The organism is Pseudomonas sp. SCB32, assembly GCF_009189165.1.
Classification (GTDB): Bacteria; Pseudomonadota; Gammaproteobacteria; order Pseudomonadales; family Pseudomonadaceae; genus Pseudomonas.
The window spans coordinates 703194-720171 of record NZ_CP045118.1; the positions used below are offsets into that span (position 1 = coordinate 703194).

Below are 16978 nucleotides of genomic sequence, written 5' to 3' on the forward strand. Positions count from 1 at the left end.
GCGGTTTCAGCGATACCAGCGCGGCGTGTACACCCAGTCGCCACCACCTGCGCGGGAGAAGCGTCGGGTCAGCGACGAGCCGACGATCACCAGGGTGCGCATGTCGACCATCTCCGGCACCAGCTCACCAAGGGTGACGACGCGCAGCGCCTCGGCCGGGCGGCCGATGTCGCGGCCGAGCACCACCAGGGTTTCCGCTGTGCGATGGCGGCGGATGATCTCCAGTGCTCGGCCCAGTTGCCAGGGACGAGCCTTGGAAATGGGGTTGTAGAAGGCCATGGCCAGGTCGGCGGCGCCGGCATGATCCAGGCGCTTCTCGATCACGTCCCAGGGCTTGAGGTTGTCGGACAGGGAGATCAGACAGAAATCGTGCCCCAGCGGAGCGCCGGCCTTGGCGGCGGCGGCCAGCGCGGCGGACACGCCGGGCAGTACCTCCAGCTCCACGCCGTGCCAGTCTGCTTCGCTGCTCTCGTGCAGCGCTTCCATTACCGCGGCGGCCATGGCGAAGACGCCGGGGTCGCCGGAGGAAATCACCACCACGCGCCGGCCGCTGGCGGCCAGTTCGAAGGCATGGCGGGCACGCTGCATCTCTTCGCGATTGTCGGTGCAGTGGCGCACCTGATCATCGCGCAGCGGCTCGGCCATCTTCACGTAGGTCTCGTAGCCGAGCAGGTCCTGCGCCTCGTCCAGCGCGCGGCGCACGGCAGGGATCATGTAGTCGCTGGCGCCAGGGCCTAGGCCGATCACGCTGAGCCGTCCGCGTGGCTGGCCGATGCGCTCGGCTTCGGCGGGCGTTGTGGTGCGGTGCAGGTGGAAGGAGTCGTCGTGCAGCACCTCAGGCGGCAGCTCCTCGTCGCCGCGCATGAACCGCAGCGGCACGCCCAGTTCACAGGCCGCATTGGCCAGCGTCGGATCGGCCATGCGGCAGCGCGGCGCCACCAGTGCGGCCAGCGATGCTTCCGCCAGCCCGGCCTGTGCCAGGCCCTGGCGGATGCGCTCGGGTAGCTGAGAATTGCCCCGTGTGACGTGGGCTAGGACGATGCGCGGATGGATGCGCAGCTCGTTCTGCGCGATGCCCTCGGCGCGAGCGTCGATGCGCAGGGTGTGCGCGGCGTCTTCGGCCAGTGGCAGGTCCAACTCGTCCAGCCAGGGCGCGTCGCCTTCGATGCGCAGGGTGTCGCCGCCCAGCAGGTCGGAGATGAAGCGCTTGCCTTGTTCGATGTCGGCCAGTGCGTAGCCTTGCGGCGGATCGAGCAGGCAGGCGCCGAAGCGCAGCTCGCCGCTGGTGGTGATGGCCGGCGCCACTTCCAGTGCGGCGGCGATCTCGCGGGCCATGCGGTTCACCCCGCCCAGTCCGCCGAGCAGTGGCACCACCGCACTGCCGTCTTCCGCCACGGCCAGCACTGGTGGCTCAGCACCTTTCTCGGCGAGCAGCGGGGCGAGGGTGCGGATGACGATGCCGGCGGCGCACAGGGCGATGATCGGCGTGTCGTCACGGTAAAGCTGGCGCAGGGTATCGCCGAAGTTCGCGTAGGACTCATCGGCGCCTTCGACGCGGTCCTTCAGGCCCAGCACCCGCGCTTGTGGATAAACGCCCCGCAGGCGTCGCGCGGTGGCCAGTGCGCCCTGGCCGAGAATGACGATGGCGGCGCGCATCAGCCGTTCCACCGCTGGCCGGGGATGACGATCATCGAGAAGTAGGGCGAGGCCATCGGATCGACCTCATCCAGTGCGACGATGCGTTGCTCGCGCATGGTCGCGCGCTCGACGTAGTGGGCGCCGCCGTCGCGGCCCAGTTCGCGCAGCACGCGGCGGACCTTCTCGAAGTTACGGCCGAGCTTCATCACCACCGCCGCATCGGCGTCGGCGAGGCGGTTTTTCAGCTCGTCCTCGGGAAGCACGCCGGAAAGCACCGACAGGCTCTGGTTGCGGTACACCAGCGGCACGCCGAGCACCGCCGCGCTGCCGAGCATCGAGCAGACGCCGGGTACGACTTCGGTGTCATACCGCTCCGAAAGACGGTCATGCAGGTACATGTAGGAGCCGTAGAAGAACGGATCGCCCTCGCAGATCACCGCCACGTCGCGGCCGGCGTCCAGGTGCGCGGCCACCTGCTCGGCAGCGGTGTCGTAGAAGTCGCTGATCACGCCTTCGTAGGTCAGCGGCGGCTCCAGTTTCTCGGTGGTCACCGGGTAGACCAGCGGCAGGCGCTGCTGTGACTCCAGCAGGTGCTCCTCGATGATGGCGAAGGCGTTGCCGCCCTGGCCGGCGTGGTGCTTGGCCTTGGCCACGAAGTAGCCGATCACCGGGGACGCGCGCAGCAGGCGCAGGGCCTTGAGGGTCAGCAGTTCCGGGTCACCTGGGCCGACGCCCAGGCCGATGAGGCGGCCGGTCATCACTCCACCTCCGTGGCCAGGGCGTTCACCGCCGCGGCGGCCATCGCGCTGCCGCCACGGCGGCCTCGCACGATCACGTAGGGCACGCTACGGCTGTCGGCGGCGAGGGCGTCCTTGGATTCCATTGCACCGACGAAGCCCACCGGGAAGCCGAGGATCAGTGCCGGTTTCGGCGCGCCGGCGTCGAGCATTTCCAGCAGGTAGAAGAGGGCGGTCGGCGCGTTGCCGATCACCACCACGGCGCCTTCGAGGTGCTCGCGCCAGTGCTCCAGGGCCACCGCTGAGCGGGTGTTGCCGAGCTCGCGGGCGAGCGCCGGAACATCCGGATCGTTGAGGGTGCAGATCACCTCGTTGTGTGCCGGCAGGCGCGCGCGGGTGATGCCCTCGGCGACCATCCGCGCATCGCAGAGAATCGGCGCGCCCGCGGCCAACGCCGCGCGGCCGATGGCACCGGCGCCGGCGGAGAAGCGCAGGTCCTGCACCACGTCGACCATGCCGCAGGCGTGGATTACGCGCACGGCCAGTTTCTCCAGGTCGGCCGGGATGCCGGTGAGGTCGGCTTCGGCGCGGATGGTGGCGAAGGATTGGCGATAGATCGCCTGGCCGTCGCGAATGTAATCAAGCATCGATAGAGGCTCCAGGTGCGGCCAGCAGGTCGCCGGCGGCATCGAGGGAAAGGTTGCGCGCCAGCGGCTGGCCGAAGCCGGCCACGCCATCGGCGCGACGGAACAGGTCATAGCGGCCGTCGGCGACGGCCAACAGGGTGTAGGGCACTACGTGGGCGGCGGCGCAGGAGCGCGGGCAGCCGCACAAATGCACGCCGTCCGGCGGCGTGTGGTGCAGTCGCTCGGCCAGGCGCAGGGCATCGGCCTTGGTGTCGGCCAGCCCGCGTGCGCAACCGCTGGAGCCGCTGCAGGCGACGATGCGCGACAGCGGCTGGGCGGGATCGATCAGCAGCCCGAGGTTGCCAAGGGTTGCGAGCACTATGGCGGCGTCGACCTGCGCCACGTCCGGCAGGATCAGACTCTGCCAGGGTGTCAGACGCAGCTGGCCGCCGCTGAAGCGCTCCGCCAGTTCGGCAAGGCCGAACAGGGTGCTGCTGTCGAGGCGTCCGAGGACGAATCCTGCACCGACCATGACGCGCTCTGGCTGACGCTGAGGACATATCCCGAGATGGCCGAAAGCTGCCGGCGCAGGACGCCTCCAGTTATCCACAGTCGGGCCGAGTTGCAGCGCGAAGGGCAGGCGTTGCTGCAGGTGCTCCAGCAGCACCTCGTCGCCGAGCATCTCGCGCAGATGACGCATGCGTGTCTGGCCGTCGCCGGCGAGATCGAGGAACAGGTGCAGCAGGGCTTCAACCAGCAAGGGCAACCGCTCGGTGGTCACGGCGGCAAGGGCGGGGCGATCGGTCTCCTGCTGCGGCGGGCAGCCGGCCAGGCCGAAGGCGAACAGCGGTGCTTTGTCGTCGGACATGGCCGACAGCCAGATATCGTTGGGGTGCTCCAGCATTGCCATGGCCTCACCGCCGTCCAGATGCACACCGAACTTGGCCGACAGACCATGGAAACGCGGGGTGCGCTCCAGCAGGTCGAGCAGCTGGCGCGCCAGTGGTGCGGCATCGAATGCCGTAGCGGCATCCAGGCCGATAGCCGGGCTGACCAGCAGGTTGCGCACGTCGTCCGCCGCCAGCTCGCGAGGGCCCAGGCCAGCGGCCAGCAGCTCGCGGCTCAACGCATTTTCGGCGCCGGCATGTACGCCGCGGATCTGCAGGTTGGCGCGGTTGGTCGCTTCCAGAACACTATCAGCATGGCGCTCAGCGGCCAGGGCGATGGCGCGTGCGGCGCGGGCATCGAGTTGCCCGCAGGGCAGCTTGATGCGGCAGATGCCGCCATCGCGGGAGGCCACGATGCGCAGCAGGCCGGGGCAGGCCGAAGCTCGGACGGGCAGGGCAGATGAGTCGTGCACTCAGGTCACCAGGGCTGGGTCGCGGTGACCTGCGAATCCCCCAAAGGGGACTTCACGACACCGATACACCCCGCTCGATGTCTGCACGCGCGACTGGTCTCGTCGGCAGGTCTCCTGGCTGGCAGGTCCTCATCCAGCGCGGCCTTCCCGGTTTCCCAGTGGCCGGATCGACGGCAGCGGGCACTTGCCTGCCAGGCGATCGAGTTGCGCGGACTCGCTGCTTACAGTTGCGGGGGCAGCCACGGTTTTTCCGTGTTCCCTCTTCGGCTCCCGGATGCGTCGCCTTCAAGCAGCGAAGCGTCCTACGAGCACCGACGATGCGGGTATTATGCCTGCTTTGCCCGAGGGCGGAACAAGCCTGCCCGTCGGATCGATCGTCGCACCCCTTCAGAGGAATTCCCATGACGCCTTGGCTGACCATTGTCGGCATCGGCGAGGACGGTTATGCCGGCCTCGGCAAGGCCGCGCGCCGCGCCCTGCTTGCCGCCAGCGAGGTGATCGGCGCGCCGCGCCAGTTGGAACTGCTGCCGCACTGCCTGCGCGCCAACCGCCAGGCCTGGCCCAGCCCGTTCAGCCTGGAGCCGGTGTTGCGCCGGCGAGGCGAGCCGACTTGCGTGCTGGCCAGCGGCGACCCGATGCTGTTCGGTGTCGGGGCGAGCCTTGCCCGTCAGATTCCACCCGAGGAAATGCAGGTACTCTCCGCACCGTCCTCTGCCTCGCTGGCGGCCGCACGGATGGGCTGGGCACTGCAGGACTGCGTGCTGCTGTCATTGGTGGCGCGTCCCCTGGCGGCGCTCAACGCGCAGATCCACGATGGCGCGAAGCTGCTGATCCTCAGCAATGACGGCGACAGCCCCGCCGCCATCGCTGCGCTGATTTGCGAACGCGGCTTCGGCCCGAGCCGGATCAGTGTGCTGGAGCATCTGGGTGGCGAGTCCGAGCGGCGCATCGACGGGCTGGCCAGCGACTGGTCCCCGGGCGAGGCCGCCACACTGAACCTGGTGGCGCTGGAGTGCGTGGCGGGCGCCGACGCCTTGCGCCTGCCGCTGACCACCGGCCTGCCGGATGACGCCTTCCGCCACGACGGGCAACTGACCAAGCGCGATGTGCGCGCTGTGACCCTGGCACGGCTGGCGCCCCGGCCGGGTGAACTGCTGTGGGATGTCGGCGCCGGGTGCGGCTCCATCGGTATCGAATGGATGCGCGCCCACCCTACCTGCCGTGCCCTGGCCATCGAAGCGAATGACGGACGTCAGGCGCATATTCGTTTCAACCGCGACGCCCTCGGTGTACCGGCCCTGCAACTGGTCTGCGGCGCGGTGCCGGAAGCCTTGCAGGGGCTGGCGCGCCCCGACGCCATCTTCATCGGCGGCGGTGTGACCGTGCCCGGTGTCCTCGAGCACTGCTGGGATCAGCTCAAACCCGGCGGCCGGCTGGTGGCCAATGCCGTTACGCTGCAGAGCGAGGCGATGCTGGTGAGCTGGCGCGAACGTATCGGCGGCGAACTGACCCGTCTTTCCGTGGCCCAGGCCCAGCCGCTGGGTGGCTTCGATACCTGGCGCGCGGCGTTGCCGATTACCCTGTTGGAAGTCTGGAAACCGCTGGCCGACTGAACCATGCGTGACGAAACCCCCGAAGAGCCCCGTCCGCTGCGCAGCGGCTACACCACCGGCAGCTGCGCCACCGCCACCAGCCTTGCGGCGGCGCGTCTGCTGCTGACCGGCGAGGCCTGCGACGCGGCGCAGATCGCCTTGCCCAGGGCGCGCATCGCCACCCTGCGCCTGGAGTTCTGCCGGCTGACCGCCGATGGGGCGGAAGCGGGCACGCTGAAGGATGCCGGCGACGACCCGGACGTGACCCATGGGGCGCTGGTCTTCGCCCGTGTCGTCCTGAGCGCCGAACCAGGTGTGCGCTTCCATGCCGGTGAAGGTGTCGGCACCGTGACCAAGCCCGGTCTGGTGCTCGCGGTGGGCGAGCCGGCGATCAACCCGGTGCCTCGCCAGATGATGCAGGACAACCTCGCCACGCTGGCCGCCGAGTGCGGCTATGGCGGCGGCTTCGAGGTCACGATCAACGTCGAGGGCGGCGCCGAGTTGGCGCTGAAGACCATGAATCCGCGCCTGGGGATTCTCGGCGGACTGTCGATTCTCGGCACCACCGGCATCGTCCGGCCGTTCTCCTGTTCGGCCTACATCGCGTCTATCCAGCAGGGCATCGATGTTGCCCGCGCCAATGGTTTCAGTCATCTCGCCGCTTGCACCGGCAACGCCAGCGAGGACGCCATGCGCCGTCGCTACGGCTTCGACGACACCGCGCTGATCGAGATGGGCGACTTCGTCGGCGCGGCCCTCAAGCACCTGCGCAAGGCGCCGGTGGAGCGCTTCAGCGTCTGCGGCGGCTTCGGCAAGATCAGCAAGCTCGCCGCCGGCCACATGGACCTGCACAGCCGCCATTCCAGCATCGACCTGCCGCAACTGGCCGAATGGGCCGCGGAGATCGGCGCGTCGGCGGACCTGCAACAGCGCATGCGCGAAGCCAACACCAGCCAGCAGGCCCTGGCGCTGTGCCGCGCCGAAGGCATCCCCTTGGGCGACGCCATTTGCGCCCGCGCGCTGGCCGTCGCCCGGCGCATCGTGCCGACCGAGGTGCGGTTGGAAGTCTTTGCCATCGACCGCCAGGGCAACCTGGTGGGCGAGGCGCTGGAGGATCGATGACACGCGTCCTGCTGCTGGGAGGCATTGGCGAGGCACTGGCCCTCGCGCGGCGCCTCGGTCCGCAGCATCTCTACAGTCTTGCCGGACTGGGCAAGGTGCCGGATGACCTGGCCTGTGAAGTGCGCGTCGGCGGCTATGGCGGCGCGGAAGGTCTGGCCGCTTTCATCCGGGAGCAGGGCTTCGACCTGCTGCTCGATGCCACGCACCCCTATGCCGCGCAGATCAGCCACAACGCTGCCCGCGCTGCGCAGCTGGCCGGCGTGCCCTGCTGGGCGCTGCGTCGCCCGGGCTGGCAGGCGGGCGCAGCAGACGACTGGCGCGAGGTGGCCGACTGGCCGGCGCTGAGCGTTGCTCTGGAACAGTTCCGACGCCCCCTGTTCACCCTCGGTCGAGAACCGCTGGAGCATCTCGACGAGATTCCCGCACATCAGCACTGGACCGTGCGCTGCCTGCAAAGCCTGCCGGGTAATGCGCGCGCCGAGGTCCTGGGCGCACGTGGGCCCTTCACCCTCGACGGCGAGCGCGAGCTGTTCGCCCGACTGGACACCGACGTGCTGGTCAGCAAGAACAGCGGCAGCCAGGCTACCGAGCCCAAGCTGCAGGTCGCCCGCGAGCTCGGCGTGCCGGTGCTGATCCTGGCGCGGCCGCCATTGCCGGAGGTGACGCGGGCATTCGAAAGCGCCGAGGCGTTGTGGATGGCCCTGGAGCCACTGCTAAGCGACTGATGGTGCACGATGCTTTCTCCATCGTGCAGTCGGCCCTATGCTGGGCCGGTCATCACAGGGAGTGAGCCATGCTGCGAATCCTCGGACGCGCCTCTTCGATCAACGTGCGCAAGGTGCTCTGGACCTGCGCCGAATTGAACCTGCCGTACGAGCGGGAAGACTGGGGTACGGGCTTCCGTTCCACTGCTTCGGCGGAGTTCATCGCACTCAACCCCAACGCCATGGTGCCGGTCCTCGTCGATGGCGACTTCGTGCTCTGGGAGTCCAACGCCATCTGCGGCTATCTGGCCGGCCAATACCCACGCAACGATCTGATGCCGACTGCTTCGCGCGAGCGAGCGCGGGTGGAGCAGTGGATGGGTTGGCAGGCCACCGAGCTGAACAACGCCTGGCGCTATGCGTTCACGGCCAGGGTGCGCAATAGCCCGAGCCACACTGACGAGTCTGCAATCGCCCTGAGCGAGGCACAGTGGAACCACTGCATGTCGATCCTCGACCAGCAGTTGCAGAACACAGGCGCCTACGTTGCCGGCGAGTGCTTCACACTTGCCGACATCGTCATTGGCCTGTCGGTGAACCGCTGGTACCTGACGCCGATGCAGCGTCCCGATCTACCCGCTGTCACGGCCTACTACGAGCGGCTGAGCGAGCGGTCGGGATTCCTGTTGCATGGGCGTAATGGGGAGCCCTGAACTCAACTCTCCGGCCAGTCGCTCGTCACGGGGAAGTTGTCCTTACCACTCCACAGGAGAATCACCGACTCATTGGACAGGTTGGTTGCCGTGGTGGTGAGCAGGCCATGCTGTGTAGCCCAGACCACCAGGTTATTGCCCGAAGGGTCGAGGCCGAAGTGGTAGAGTCGATTTCCGTCCAGCTGCGTGGCGTTCTGCAGCTTCTGGCTCATGTAGTCCTGCAGTGGCGTGAAGGAGCTGGCCGGAAACTCGAAGCGAACGTGGCGCAGGCGCTCTTCCTTGAAGAAGAACACCACCAGGCTGGCAGGGACATCGTCGAAGGCAGAACGGATCGGCGCCAGGCAGAGATAATCGTCATCGCTGATCCGCTCGTTGCGTTGCAGGTCGCCGTAGCACTTGAGGCGATAGCCCTGCGCCTCGTAGCGCCGCTTGACCTCGCTCAGCGAGAGGTCGGTGAGCTGGTCCGGCGATTCCTCGAACTCCGGCCCCCTGGCCTCATTGGTGCGATAGCGGTCATAGCCGAAATAGCCTAGTGCGGCGATCAGGACGATCAGCAGAAGAGTGCGAGCTTGCATGAAGTTCGTTCCTTGAACTCTGGGTGGATTTTTATCGACGCACTCTAGCCACATTGTGCCGTTCGGCAAACGGGCCGGATCAGGGCAGTTCGCAAATTCGACAATATTCCGCCTGCAGTTCTTCCGCCAGCTTCCGCGCCCGCCCCAGCTTCACTGCGCCTCCCTCGATGTCTACCAGCACGCCTGGACAGGGCAGGGGCAGCAGCGCAGGCCAGTCGCGCAGGCGGCCGTCGGTGATGACCAGCAGTCGCTGATGCTCACCCGGCTTCTGCCGTTGGCGTTTTTCCAGCCAGTCGCGCGCTTGCTGCAGTGCCTCGATCAGCGGCGTGCCGCCGCCCGCGCCGAGTTGTTCCAGCCAGTCCTGCAACTGCGTCGAGGCCTTCTGCCCCTGCCACAGCCAACGCGGTTGCGCGCCGGTAGCGTGCAGCACGGCGAGGCGCGCGCGTTGGCGATAGGCCTGTTCGAAGGTATCGGCAAGCAGTCCCTTCGCCTGGGCGAGGGCGCCGTGACGGCGGGTGCTGGCGGAGGCGTCGACTATCACCAGCCAGAGCTCGCCGGGTTTGCGGCTGCGGGCGCGCAGTAGCAGGTCCGCGCGGCGTTGCGGGCGGCCGTTGCGCAGGGTGGCGGGCCAGTCGATGCGGCCGTGCGCACCCTGTTGGCGGGCGCCGTTGTGGCCGCTGGCGAGCAGGCCGGGTCGGGGGTTGGCATCCGCGCCGGGGGCCGGGCGCGGGCGGATGCTCAGGGCTTTTTTGGCCAGCCCGTCAGTTGCCGGCGTTCGCCCATGGCGACGCTCTGGGCGGGTAGCTCGCCCCACTGGCCTTCGCCATTGGAGGCGCCGGACTGTTGCGGCGACTGGCTGGATGTCTGCGGCGGTTGCGGCTGCGCATTCTGTTGCGGCGGCGCATGGCGCCGGCGATGGGTCAGGGCGAAGTGCTCCACCGCGTCGATGTCCTGCGCTTCGATGGCGCTGGCGCCACGCCAGGCGGCATGGGCGCGGGCCGCGCGCAGCCAGACCAGGTCGGCGCGCAGGCCGTCGACGCCGGCGGCATGGCAGCGCTCGGCAATTTCATTCAGCGCCGTGTCATCCAGCGGAATCGCTGCGAGTCGCTGGCGTGCCTCGGCGCAGCGCTGCTGCAGGGCCAGTTGCGCGCCTTGCCACTGATCGAGGAAGGCCTGCGGATCGGCATCGAAGGCCAGCCGGCGGCGGACGATCTCGGCGCGCTCGGTCGGCGCCGGGGTGCCTTCCAGTTGCACCTTGAGGCCGAAGCGATCCAGCAGTTGCGGGCGCAATTCGCCTTCCTCGGGGTTCATCGTGCCGATCAGTACGAAGCGCGCCGGATGGCTGTGGGACAGGCCGTCGCGCTCGATCAGGTTGACCCCGCTGGCGGCCACGTCGAGCAGCAGGTCGACGAGGTGGTCGGGCAGCAGGTTCACTTCATCCACATAGAGCACGCCGCCGTGGGCGTGGGCCAGCACGCCGGGGGAGAACTGCGCGCGGCCCTCGCCCAGTGCGGCGTCCAGGTCGAGCGTGCCGACGATGCGTTCCTCGCTGGCGCCCAGCGGCAGGGTGACGAAGCGTCCGCCGTCCAGCAGGTCGGCCACGCCGCGCGCCAGGGTGGACTTGGCCATGCCGCGTGGTCCTTCGATCAGCACGCCGCCAATGGCGGGGTCGATGGCCGCCAGGCACAGGGCCAGCTTCAGCTCATCGGCGCCGACGACGGCGGCCAGTGGGAAATGGGGAAGGGCGCTCATGGGGATTTCCTGCGGATTTCGTCTGTGCATGGTAGCGAACCGGGTGCAGGACATGCGACCTGCATCCATCGCGTCTCTTATCGGAGCCATAGAGCCAAGTCATTGATCGGCGCGCCGCGATGCAGTAAGTTGGGCCCCATTCCACGGAGAACATCATGCCGTCCAGCCTGTCCATCCAGTCCCTCGCCCGCCACGGTGCCATCGGCTCCGTGGCTGCTCGCGCGCAGGTTCTGGCCGCTGCTGCCGGCTATTTCTTCTATGGGTATTGGTTTAGCCAAAGGCGCGCCTGATACCCCACAGGCGCCCTAGCAAGCAGGGTCGCCAACCAGACAGATTCACGAAACCCCGGTCGGCAACCCGACCGGGGTTTTTGTTTTTCCGGCCCACAAGGCCAACCCATTGCTGACGAATTGAATTGGGCCGACCTATCACAGGCTCACACGAGGATCGAAACATGACCGCCTACACCACCTATTACCGTTATTACCGCAACTCCGACTGGCGATTTAGCAGCGCGCTGCGTGCCACCCAACGAGCCTTGCCACGAACACTTAGATAGAGCGCCGAGCGCGGAAAGACCACCGCGCCGGCCAAGGATGCCAGTCAGATGAATGCTTCCACCTCCACCCTGATCCGCAACGATATCCAGCAGTCCGCCGAAGTCCTGGACCTGCCGCTGCCCTCCGCTCGCCGCCGCGAACAACCGCTGCCGAGCCCCGCCGAACTGCGCCAGCGCCTGCCGCTGTCCGCCGCCATGGCCCACCGCGTCCGCGAAGGTCGTGACGCCATCCGCGCCGTACTCGACGGCCGCGACCCGCGCCTGCTGGTGGTGATCGGCCCGTGCTCGCTGCACGACCCTGTCTCCGCCCTCGAATACGCCGACCGCCTCGCCGAACTCGCTCCGCAGGTGAGCGACCAGCTGCTGCTGGTGATGCGCGCATACGTCGAGAAACCGCGCACCACCATTGGTTGGAAAGGCCTGGTCTACGACCCGCAGTTGGATGGCACTGGCGACATGGCCGGCGGCCTCGAACTGTCGCGCCGGCTGATGCTGGGCATGCTCGAACGGGGCCTGCCGGTCGCCACCGAACTGCTGCAACCGCTGGTGGCCGGCTACTTCGACGACCTGCTGGGTTGGGCCGCCATCGGCGCGCGCACCAGCGAATCCCAGGTGCACCGCGAGATGGTCAGCGGTCTCGACCTGCCGGTGGGCTTCAAGAACGGCACCGACGGCAGCATCGGCATCGCCACCGACGCCATGCGCTCGGCGGCGCACCCGCACCAGCACTTCGGCATCGATGCGCTGGGGCGGCCGTCGCTGGTGCAGACCCAGGGCAATCCGGACACTCATCTGGTCCTGCGCGGCGGCCATGCCGGCCCGAACTTCGATGCGGCCAGCGTGCAGCAGATTCGCCAGGGGCTGGAGAAGCTCGGCCTCGACCCGAGCATCATGGTGGATTGCAGCCATGCCAACAGCGGCAAGGACCCGCTGCGCCAGCCGGCGGTGCTGGACAGCGTGCTCGACCAGCGCCTGGCCGGCGATGCTTCGCTGCGCGGCGTGATGCTGGAAAGTCACCTCTTCGATGGCTGCCAGCCGCTGTCCGGCGAGCTGCGCTACGGCGTGTCGATCACCGATGGCTGCCTGGGCTGGAGCGGCACCGAGGCGTTGCTGTTGAACGCGGCGGAGCGCCTGCGCCGCGGTTGATTGCGATGTGGCGGCGTGCATCCGCGAACGGTTGTACGCCCTACGCTCGAAGGTTCTTCGTAGGAGCGAGCTTGCTCGCGAACCAGCCTCCGCAGCGGGGCAATGTTCGCGAGCAAGCTCGCTCCTACAGGCGTTCTGTCTGAACGTAATGGCGCAACACCCGTTCGCGGATAAGATCCGCTCCTACAACTCACATGGATGCTGAGCGTGATGGAAGAGTGCAGAGCGGGAGTTCGAACGGTATTCGCCGGCTACGCAGTGATATGCCTGGCACTGCCACTGACAATTGTGGCGTTGCTTCTGGTAGATAAACCGCTGGTCTGCGCATCTGTATCGGGCTTGGGCGTTCCGCTGTTGGTGGTTGCGTTGCGTTGCCTGATACGCCGGGCTGACGCTCTGGGTAGCGTCCTGTCCAAGCGACTGTGCCGAAGCCTGCTGTTGCTCTGTGTGTGCGTCGCGATTGGTCTCTGGGGCATGGCTGGTTTTGCATATGCGTTGCCGTCTTTGCTGGCAGCCTTCATGTTCCTGTTCAGAGAGGAATGGATGCGGCGCCTGGCTTCAGGCCTGGGGCATATCCCTGTAGAAGCGGACTCCGGCCGCGATGCCGTGTAACGGCATCAATCGCGGATGAATCCGCACCTATGATCGCGGGGGGAAGACGCTTCACTGCTCCTCGCTGTCCACCAGCAGATTCTCCAGCACCTCCCGATACTCTCCCGCCTCCTCCCACAACCCGCGCTGCTGCGCTTCCACCAGGCGTTCGGCGATGTCGCGCAGGGCTTCGGGGTTGTGCTGGCGGATGAACTCGCGGGTGTCGTCGTCCAGCAGGTAGGCGTCGGCCAGCAGGCGGTACTGGTGGTCGTCCACCAGTTCGCTGGTGGCGTCGAAGGCGAACAGGTAGTCCACCGTCGCGGCCAGTTCGAAGGCGCCCTTGTAGCCGTGGCGCTTCATGCCGGCGATCCATTTCGGGTTCACCGCGCGGGCGCGCACCACGCGGCCGAGTTCTTCCTTCAGGGTGCGGATGCGCGGGTTGTCCGGCTGGCTGTGGTCGCCGTGGTAGCTGGAGAGCGACTGGCCCTGGATAACCTCGGCGGCGGCCAGCATGCCGCCCTGGAACTGGTAGTAGTCGTTGGAATCGAGGATGTCGTGCTCGCGGTTGTCCTGGTTGTGCAGCACCGCCTGCAGGCCGGACAGGCGCTGGGCGAAGCGTTCGCGCGCCGGCGTGCCGTCGTCGCTGGCGCCGTAGGCGTAGCCGCCCCAGTTCAGGTACGCCTCGGCGAGGTCGGCCCGGCTGTCCCACTGGCGCGATTCGATCACGCCCTGCACGCCGGCGCCGTAGGCGCCGGGCTGGGCACCGAAGATGCGCCAGCCGGCCTGGCGGCGGGCCTCGTCGCTTTCCAGACCCTCGCTCAGCAGGCGTGCCTGATCGGCACGCACACGGGCGGCCAGCGGGTTCTGATCGTCCGGTTCATCCAGCGCGGCGACGGCCTGCACGGCCGCGTCGAACAGGCGGATCAGGTTGGCGAAGGCGTCGCGGAAGAAGCCGGAAACCCGCAGCGTGACGTCCACTCGCGGACGGTCGAGCAGGGTGACCGGCAGGATCTCGAAGTCTTCCACGCGCTGGCTGCCGGCCTGCCATACCGGGCGTACGCCGAGCAGCGCGAGTGCCTGGGCGATGTCGTCGCCGCCGGTGCGCATGGTCGCCGTGCCCCACACCGACAGGCCGAGCTGGCGCAGGTGGTCGCCGTGGTCCTGCAGGTGGCGTTCGAGCAGGCGGCTGGCGGACTGGAAGCCGAGGCGGAACGCGGTGGGTGTGGGCAGGTTGCGCACGTCCACGGTGAAGAAATTGCGCCCAGTGGGTAGCACGTCGACCCGCCCGCGACTGGGCGCGCCGCTGGGGCCGGGCGGAACGAAGCGGCCGTCGAGGCCGGCGAGCAGGTGGCCGATTTCGCTGGCGCCGCAAGCATCCAGGGTCGGTGCGATCTGCTGGTGAAGTTGCGTGAGGACTGCCGCGCTGGCGCTTCCGGGCGCGCTGGCGGAGCCGTCGATCAGTCGCAGGGCGAGCAGCTCCAGGCGCTCGCGGGTGTCGCCATTGCTGCGCCAGGGCTCATCGCCTACGGCGAGAAGCACTGCGGGGCGCGGGCCTTCCCAGGGGTCGGCAAAGGCCTCGTCCAGCGGGTCGCGACCCAGTTGCAGGTCCTCGCTGATCGCGCGCAGCAGGCTGGCGTTGCCACCGCGTCCATCGCCGCGCGGGATGCGCACCAGCGACAGCAGCGTATCGCGGCGCAGCTCGCCCACGGGGGATTCGCCAAATACATGCAGCCCATCGCGAATCTGCGATTCCTTCAGGTCGCAGAGGTAGGCGTCCAGCTGCGGCAGCCAGCTTTCCGGATCGTCGCTCAGCTGCAAGCCCAGCTCGCGGTCCAGCGAGGTTTCGCGCACCAGTGCGAGGATGTCGCCACGCAGTTCGCTGGCGCGGCGCGGGTCGAGCAGGGAGGCGTCGTAGTACTCGTCGGCCAGGCGTTCGAGGTCGCGCAGCGGGCCGTAGTTTTCCGCACGGGTCAGCGGCGGCATCAGGTGGTCGATGATCACCGCCTGGGCGCGGCGCTTGGCCTGGGCGCCCTCGCCGGGATCGTTGACGATGAACGGGTAGAGATTCGGCAGCGCGCCGAGGATCGCGTCCGGCCAGCATTCCTCGGAAAGCCCCACGCCCTTGCCCGGCAGCCATTCGAGGTTGCCGTGCTTGCCGACGTGGATCACTGCGTCGGCGCCGAACACCTCGCGCAGCCAGAAGTAGAAGGCGAGGTAGCCGTGGGGTGGCACCAACGACGGGTCGTGGTAGATCGCCGCGGCGTCGAGCTGGTAGCCGCGCGCCGGCTGGATTCCGACGAAGCCGAGGCCCAAGCGCAGGCCGGCGATCATAATCCGCCCGCTGCGGAACATCGGGTCCTGCTGCGGCGCGCCCCAGCGTTCGCGCACGGCTTGCTGGTTGGCTTCGGGCAGGCGCGCGAAACAGGCAAGGTAGTCGTCCAGCGCCAGGCTCTGCGCGCAGGGGCGCAGGTCAAGGCTATCGAGGTCGTTGCTGACGCCGCCGAGCAGTTGCTGTATCAGCGCGGTGCCGGAATCGGGCAGGCCGGCGACAGGATAACCCTGGGTCTCCAGCGCGCGCAGGATGTTCAGCGCGGCGGCCGGCGTGTCGAGGCCGACCCCATTGCCGATGCGCCCGTCACGGGTCGGGTAGTTCGCCAGGATCAGCGCCACGCGCTTGTCGGCATTGGCCTTGCGCGCCAGCAGCATCCAGCGCCGCGCCAGCTCGGCGACGAAGTCCATGCCCGGCAGATGCGGCAGGTAGCAGACCACGTCGCTCTGGCTGCGCTCGCTGCGCCAGGCCAGGCCCTTGAAGCTGATCGGCCGGGTGATGATGCGGCCATCCAGCTCCGGCAGCGCGATGTGCATGGCCAGGTCGCGCGGGCCGAGGCCCTGCGGGTTGGCGCGCCAGAGGTCATGATTGTCCAGCGAACAGATAGCTTGCAGCACCGGCACGTCGCGCTTGAATGGCCGGTCTTGCGGCGCTTCCGGATTCGACTGGGCGAAGCCGGTGGCGTTGATGATCAGCTCGGCGTCGGCGCTATCGAGCAGGGCTTCCACCGCGTCCAGGCAGGCGATTTCCTTGAGGCTGGCCACAGCGATGGGCAGCGGGTTGATGCCATGGGCACGCAGGCGTTCGCAGAAGGTGTCGATGAAGCCGGTGTTCGCCGCTTGCAGGTGCGTGCGGTAGAACAGCAGCGCGGCGACGGGGCACTCGGGGGCCCAGTCGGCCTGCCAGCGAGCGAGGTCGCAGCTGCCGAGCTGGGGGTGATAGAGCGCCACTCGGGGCAGTGTCCGAGGTTCGCTCCAGGCGTAGTCGCGTTGCAGATGGCGGTTGGCAAGACAGGCGAAGAACTGCCGGGCGTTGTCCATGCCACCCTGACGCAGGTACTGCCAGAGGCGCTCGGTATCCTGCGGCGGGACGCTGCAGAGGGCGGTGAGTTCGGGGTCGGGCTTGTCGTCGCCAGGCACCGCGATCAGCGTGGCGCCACGCTCGGCCAGCGCCGCCAGCTGCTCCATGCCGTAGCGCCAGTAACCGACGCCGCCGTGCACCGAGATCAGGATGACCTTGGCGTGCTGCAGCACCTCGTCGACGTAGAGGTCTACCGAGGCGTGGTTCTGCAGCTGCATGGGGTTGGCCAGGCGCAGGCTCGGGTAATTCTCCGGCAGCTCGCGGGCGGCCTCGGCGAGCAGCGCCAGGTGCGAATCGCCGCTGCAGAGGATCACCAGCTCGGCGGGTGTCTGGGCCAGGTGGGCGATGCCGTCGTCGGGGACGAAGCCGCCGGGTTGGGTGCGCAGCAGGTGCATGGGCGTGCTCGGTAGATTGCTCTTGTAGGAGCGAGCAAGCTCGCTCCTACGAAAAGCTG

15 protein-coding genes and 1 riboswitch are annotated in these 16978 nt (G+C 68.1%); of the genes, 7 read left to right on the forward strand and 8 right to left on the reverse strand.

Annotated features, from left to right (window positions below):
- Window positions 1–6: 6 nt before the first annotated feature.
- From cobJ to cobG, 4 genes are read right to left on the reverse strand one after another with little or no spacing between them, the layout of a single operon-like run.
- Window positions 7–1656: a precorrin-3B C(17)-methyltransferase gene (gene cobJ, locus GA645_RS03400; RefSeq protein WP_152219938.1), complete on the reverse strand. Its 1650-nt coding sequence runs from the start codon at window positions 1654–1656 to the stop codon at window positions 7–9.
- Complete coding sequence (locus tag GA645_RS03405) at window positions 1656–2396, reverse strand: precorrin-2 C(20)-methyltransferase (RefSeq protein WP_152219940.1); 741 nt, start codon at window positions 2394–2396, stop codon at window positions 1656–1658. The genes cobJ and GA645_RS03405 overlap by 1 nt, the downstream gene beginning before the upstream one ends.
- A complete protein-coding gene (locus GA645_RS03410; protein ID WP_152219942.1) occupies window positions 2396–3022 on the reverse strand; it encodes a precorrin-8X methylmutase in 627 nt (208 codons plus the stop codon). Before GA645_RS03410 ends, GA645_RS03405 begins: the two co-directional genes overlap by 1 nt.
- Window positions 3015–4361, reverse strand: a complete 1347-nt coding sequence (gene cobG, locus GA645_RS03415; protein WP_152219944.1) for a precorrin-3B synthase — start codon at window positions 4359–4361, stop codon at window positions 3015–3017. Before cobG ends, GA645_RS03410 begins: the two co-directional genes overlap by 8 nt.
- 86 nt (window positions 4362–4447) lie before the next feature.
- Window positions 4448–4692: riboswitch (cobalamin riboswitch) on the reverse strand.
- A 70-nt stretch (window positions 4693–4762) separates the two neighbouring features.
- On the opposite strand from cobG, the gene cbiE reads away from it, so the two are divergent.
- From cbiE to GA645_RS03435, 4 genes are all read left to right on the forward strand, one after another.
- Window positions 4763–5974: a precorrin-6y C5,15-methyltransferase (decarboxylating) subunit CbiE gene (gene cbiE, locus GA645_RS03420; protein ID WP_152219946.1), complete on the forward strand. Its 1212-nt coding sequence runs from the start codon at window positions 4763–4765 to the stop codon at window positions 5972–5974.
- Window positions 5975–5977: 3 nt separating this feature from the next.
- Window positions 5978–7075: a cobalt-precorrin-5B (C(1))-methyltransferase gene (locus GA645_RS03425; RefSeq protein WP_152219948.1), complete on the forward strand. Its 1098-nt coding sequence runs from the start codon at window positions 5978–5980 to the stop codon at window positions 7073–7075.
- Window positions 7072–7800: a cobalt-precorrin-6A reductase gene (locus GA645_RS03430; protein WP_152219950.1), complete on the forward strand. Its 729-nt coding sequence runs from the start codon at window positions 7072–7074 to the stop codon at window positions 7798–7800. The genes GA645_RS03425 and GA645_RS03430 overlap by 4 nt, the downstream gene beginning before the upstream one ends.
- Window positions 7801–7868: 68 nt before the next feature.
- Window positions 7869–8492 (forward strand): glutathione S-transferase family protein, encoded by a 624-nt coding sequence (locus GA645_RS03435; RefSeq protein WP_152219952.1) that lies wholly within the window; start codon window positions 7869–7871, stop codon window positions 8490–8492.
- Window positions 8493–8494: 2 nt separating this feature from the next.
- Here the strand turns inward: GA645_RS03435 and GA645_RS03440 are convergent, their stop codons facing one another.
- The 3 genes from GA645_RS03440 to GA645_RS03450 form a co-directional block, all read right to left on the reverse strand.
- Complete coding sequence (locus GA645_RS03440; RefSeq protein ID WP_152219953.1) at window positions 8495–9067, reverse strand: hypothetical protein; 573 nt, start codon at window positions 9065–9067, stop codon at window positions 8495–8497.
- A gap of 79 nt (window positions 9068–9146) precedes the next feature.
- Complete coding sequence (locus GA645_RS03445) at window positions 9147–9824, reverse strand: VWA domain-containing protein (RefSeq protein ID WP_256676159.1); 678 nt, start codon at window positions 9822–9824, stop codon at window positions 9147–9149.
- A complete protein-coding gene (locus tag GA645_RS03450; RefSeq protein WP_152219957.1) occupies window positions 9806–10819 on the reverse strand; it encodes an ATP-binding protein in 1014 nt (337 codons plus the stop codon). The genes GA645_RS03445 and GA645_RS03450 overlap by 19 nt, the downstream gene beginning before the upstream one ends.
- Window positions 10820–10974: 155 nt before the next feature.
- Between GA645_RS03450 and GA645_RS28940 the strand changes: the two genes are divergently transcribed.
- From GA645_RS28940 to GA645_RS03460, 3 genes are all read left to right on the forward strand, one after another.
- Window positions 10975–11109 (forward strand): hypothetical protein, encoded by a 135-nt coding sequence (locus GA645_RS28940; protein WP_256676055.1) that lies wholly within the window; start codon window positions 10975–10977, stop codon window positions 11107–11109.
- A 317-nt stretch (window positions 11110–11426) separates the two neighbouring features.
- On the forward strand, window positions 11427–12524 hold the full coding sequence (locus GA645_RS03455) for a 3-deoxy-7-phosphoheptulonate synthase (RefSeq protein ID WP_256676056.1): 1098 nt from the start codon (window positions 11427–11429) through the stop codon (window positions 12522–12524).
- Between the two features lie 198 nt (window positions 12525–12722).
- Window positions 12723–13136 carry a hypothetical protein gene (locus GA645_RS03460; RefSeq protein ID WP_152219959.1) on the forward strand — a complete coding sequence of 138 codons (414 nt, stop codon included), beginning with the start codon at window positions 12723–12725 and terminating at the stop codon, window positions 13134–13136.
- A gap of 51 nt (window positions 13137–13187) precedes the next feature.
- Here the strand turns inward: GA645_RS03460 and cobN are convergent, their stop codons facing one another.
- Complete coding sequence (gene cobN, locus GA645_RS03465; RefSeq protein WP_152219961.1) at window positions 13188–16919, reverse strand: cobaltochelatase subunit CobN; 3732 nt, start codon at window positions 16917–16919, stop codon at window positions 13188–13190.
- Window positions 16920–16978: the final 59 nt, after the last annotated feature.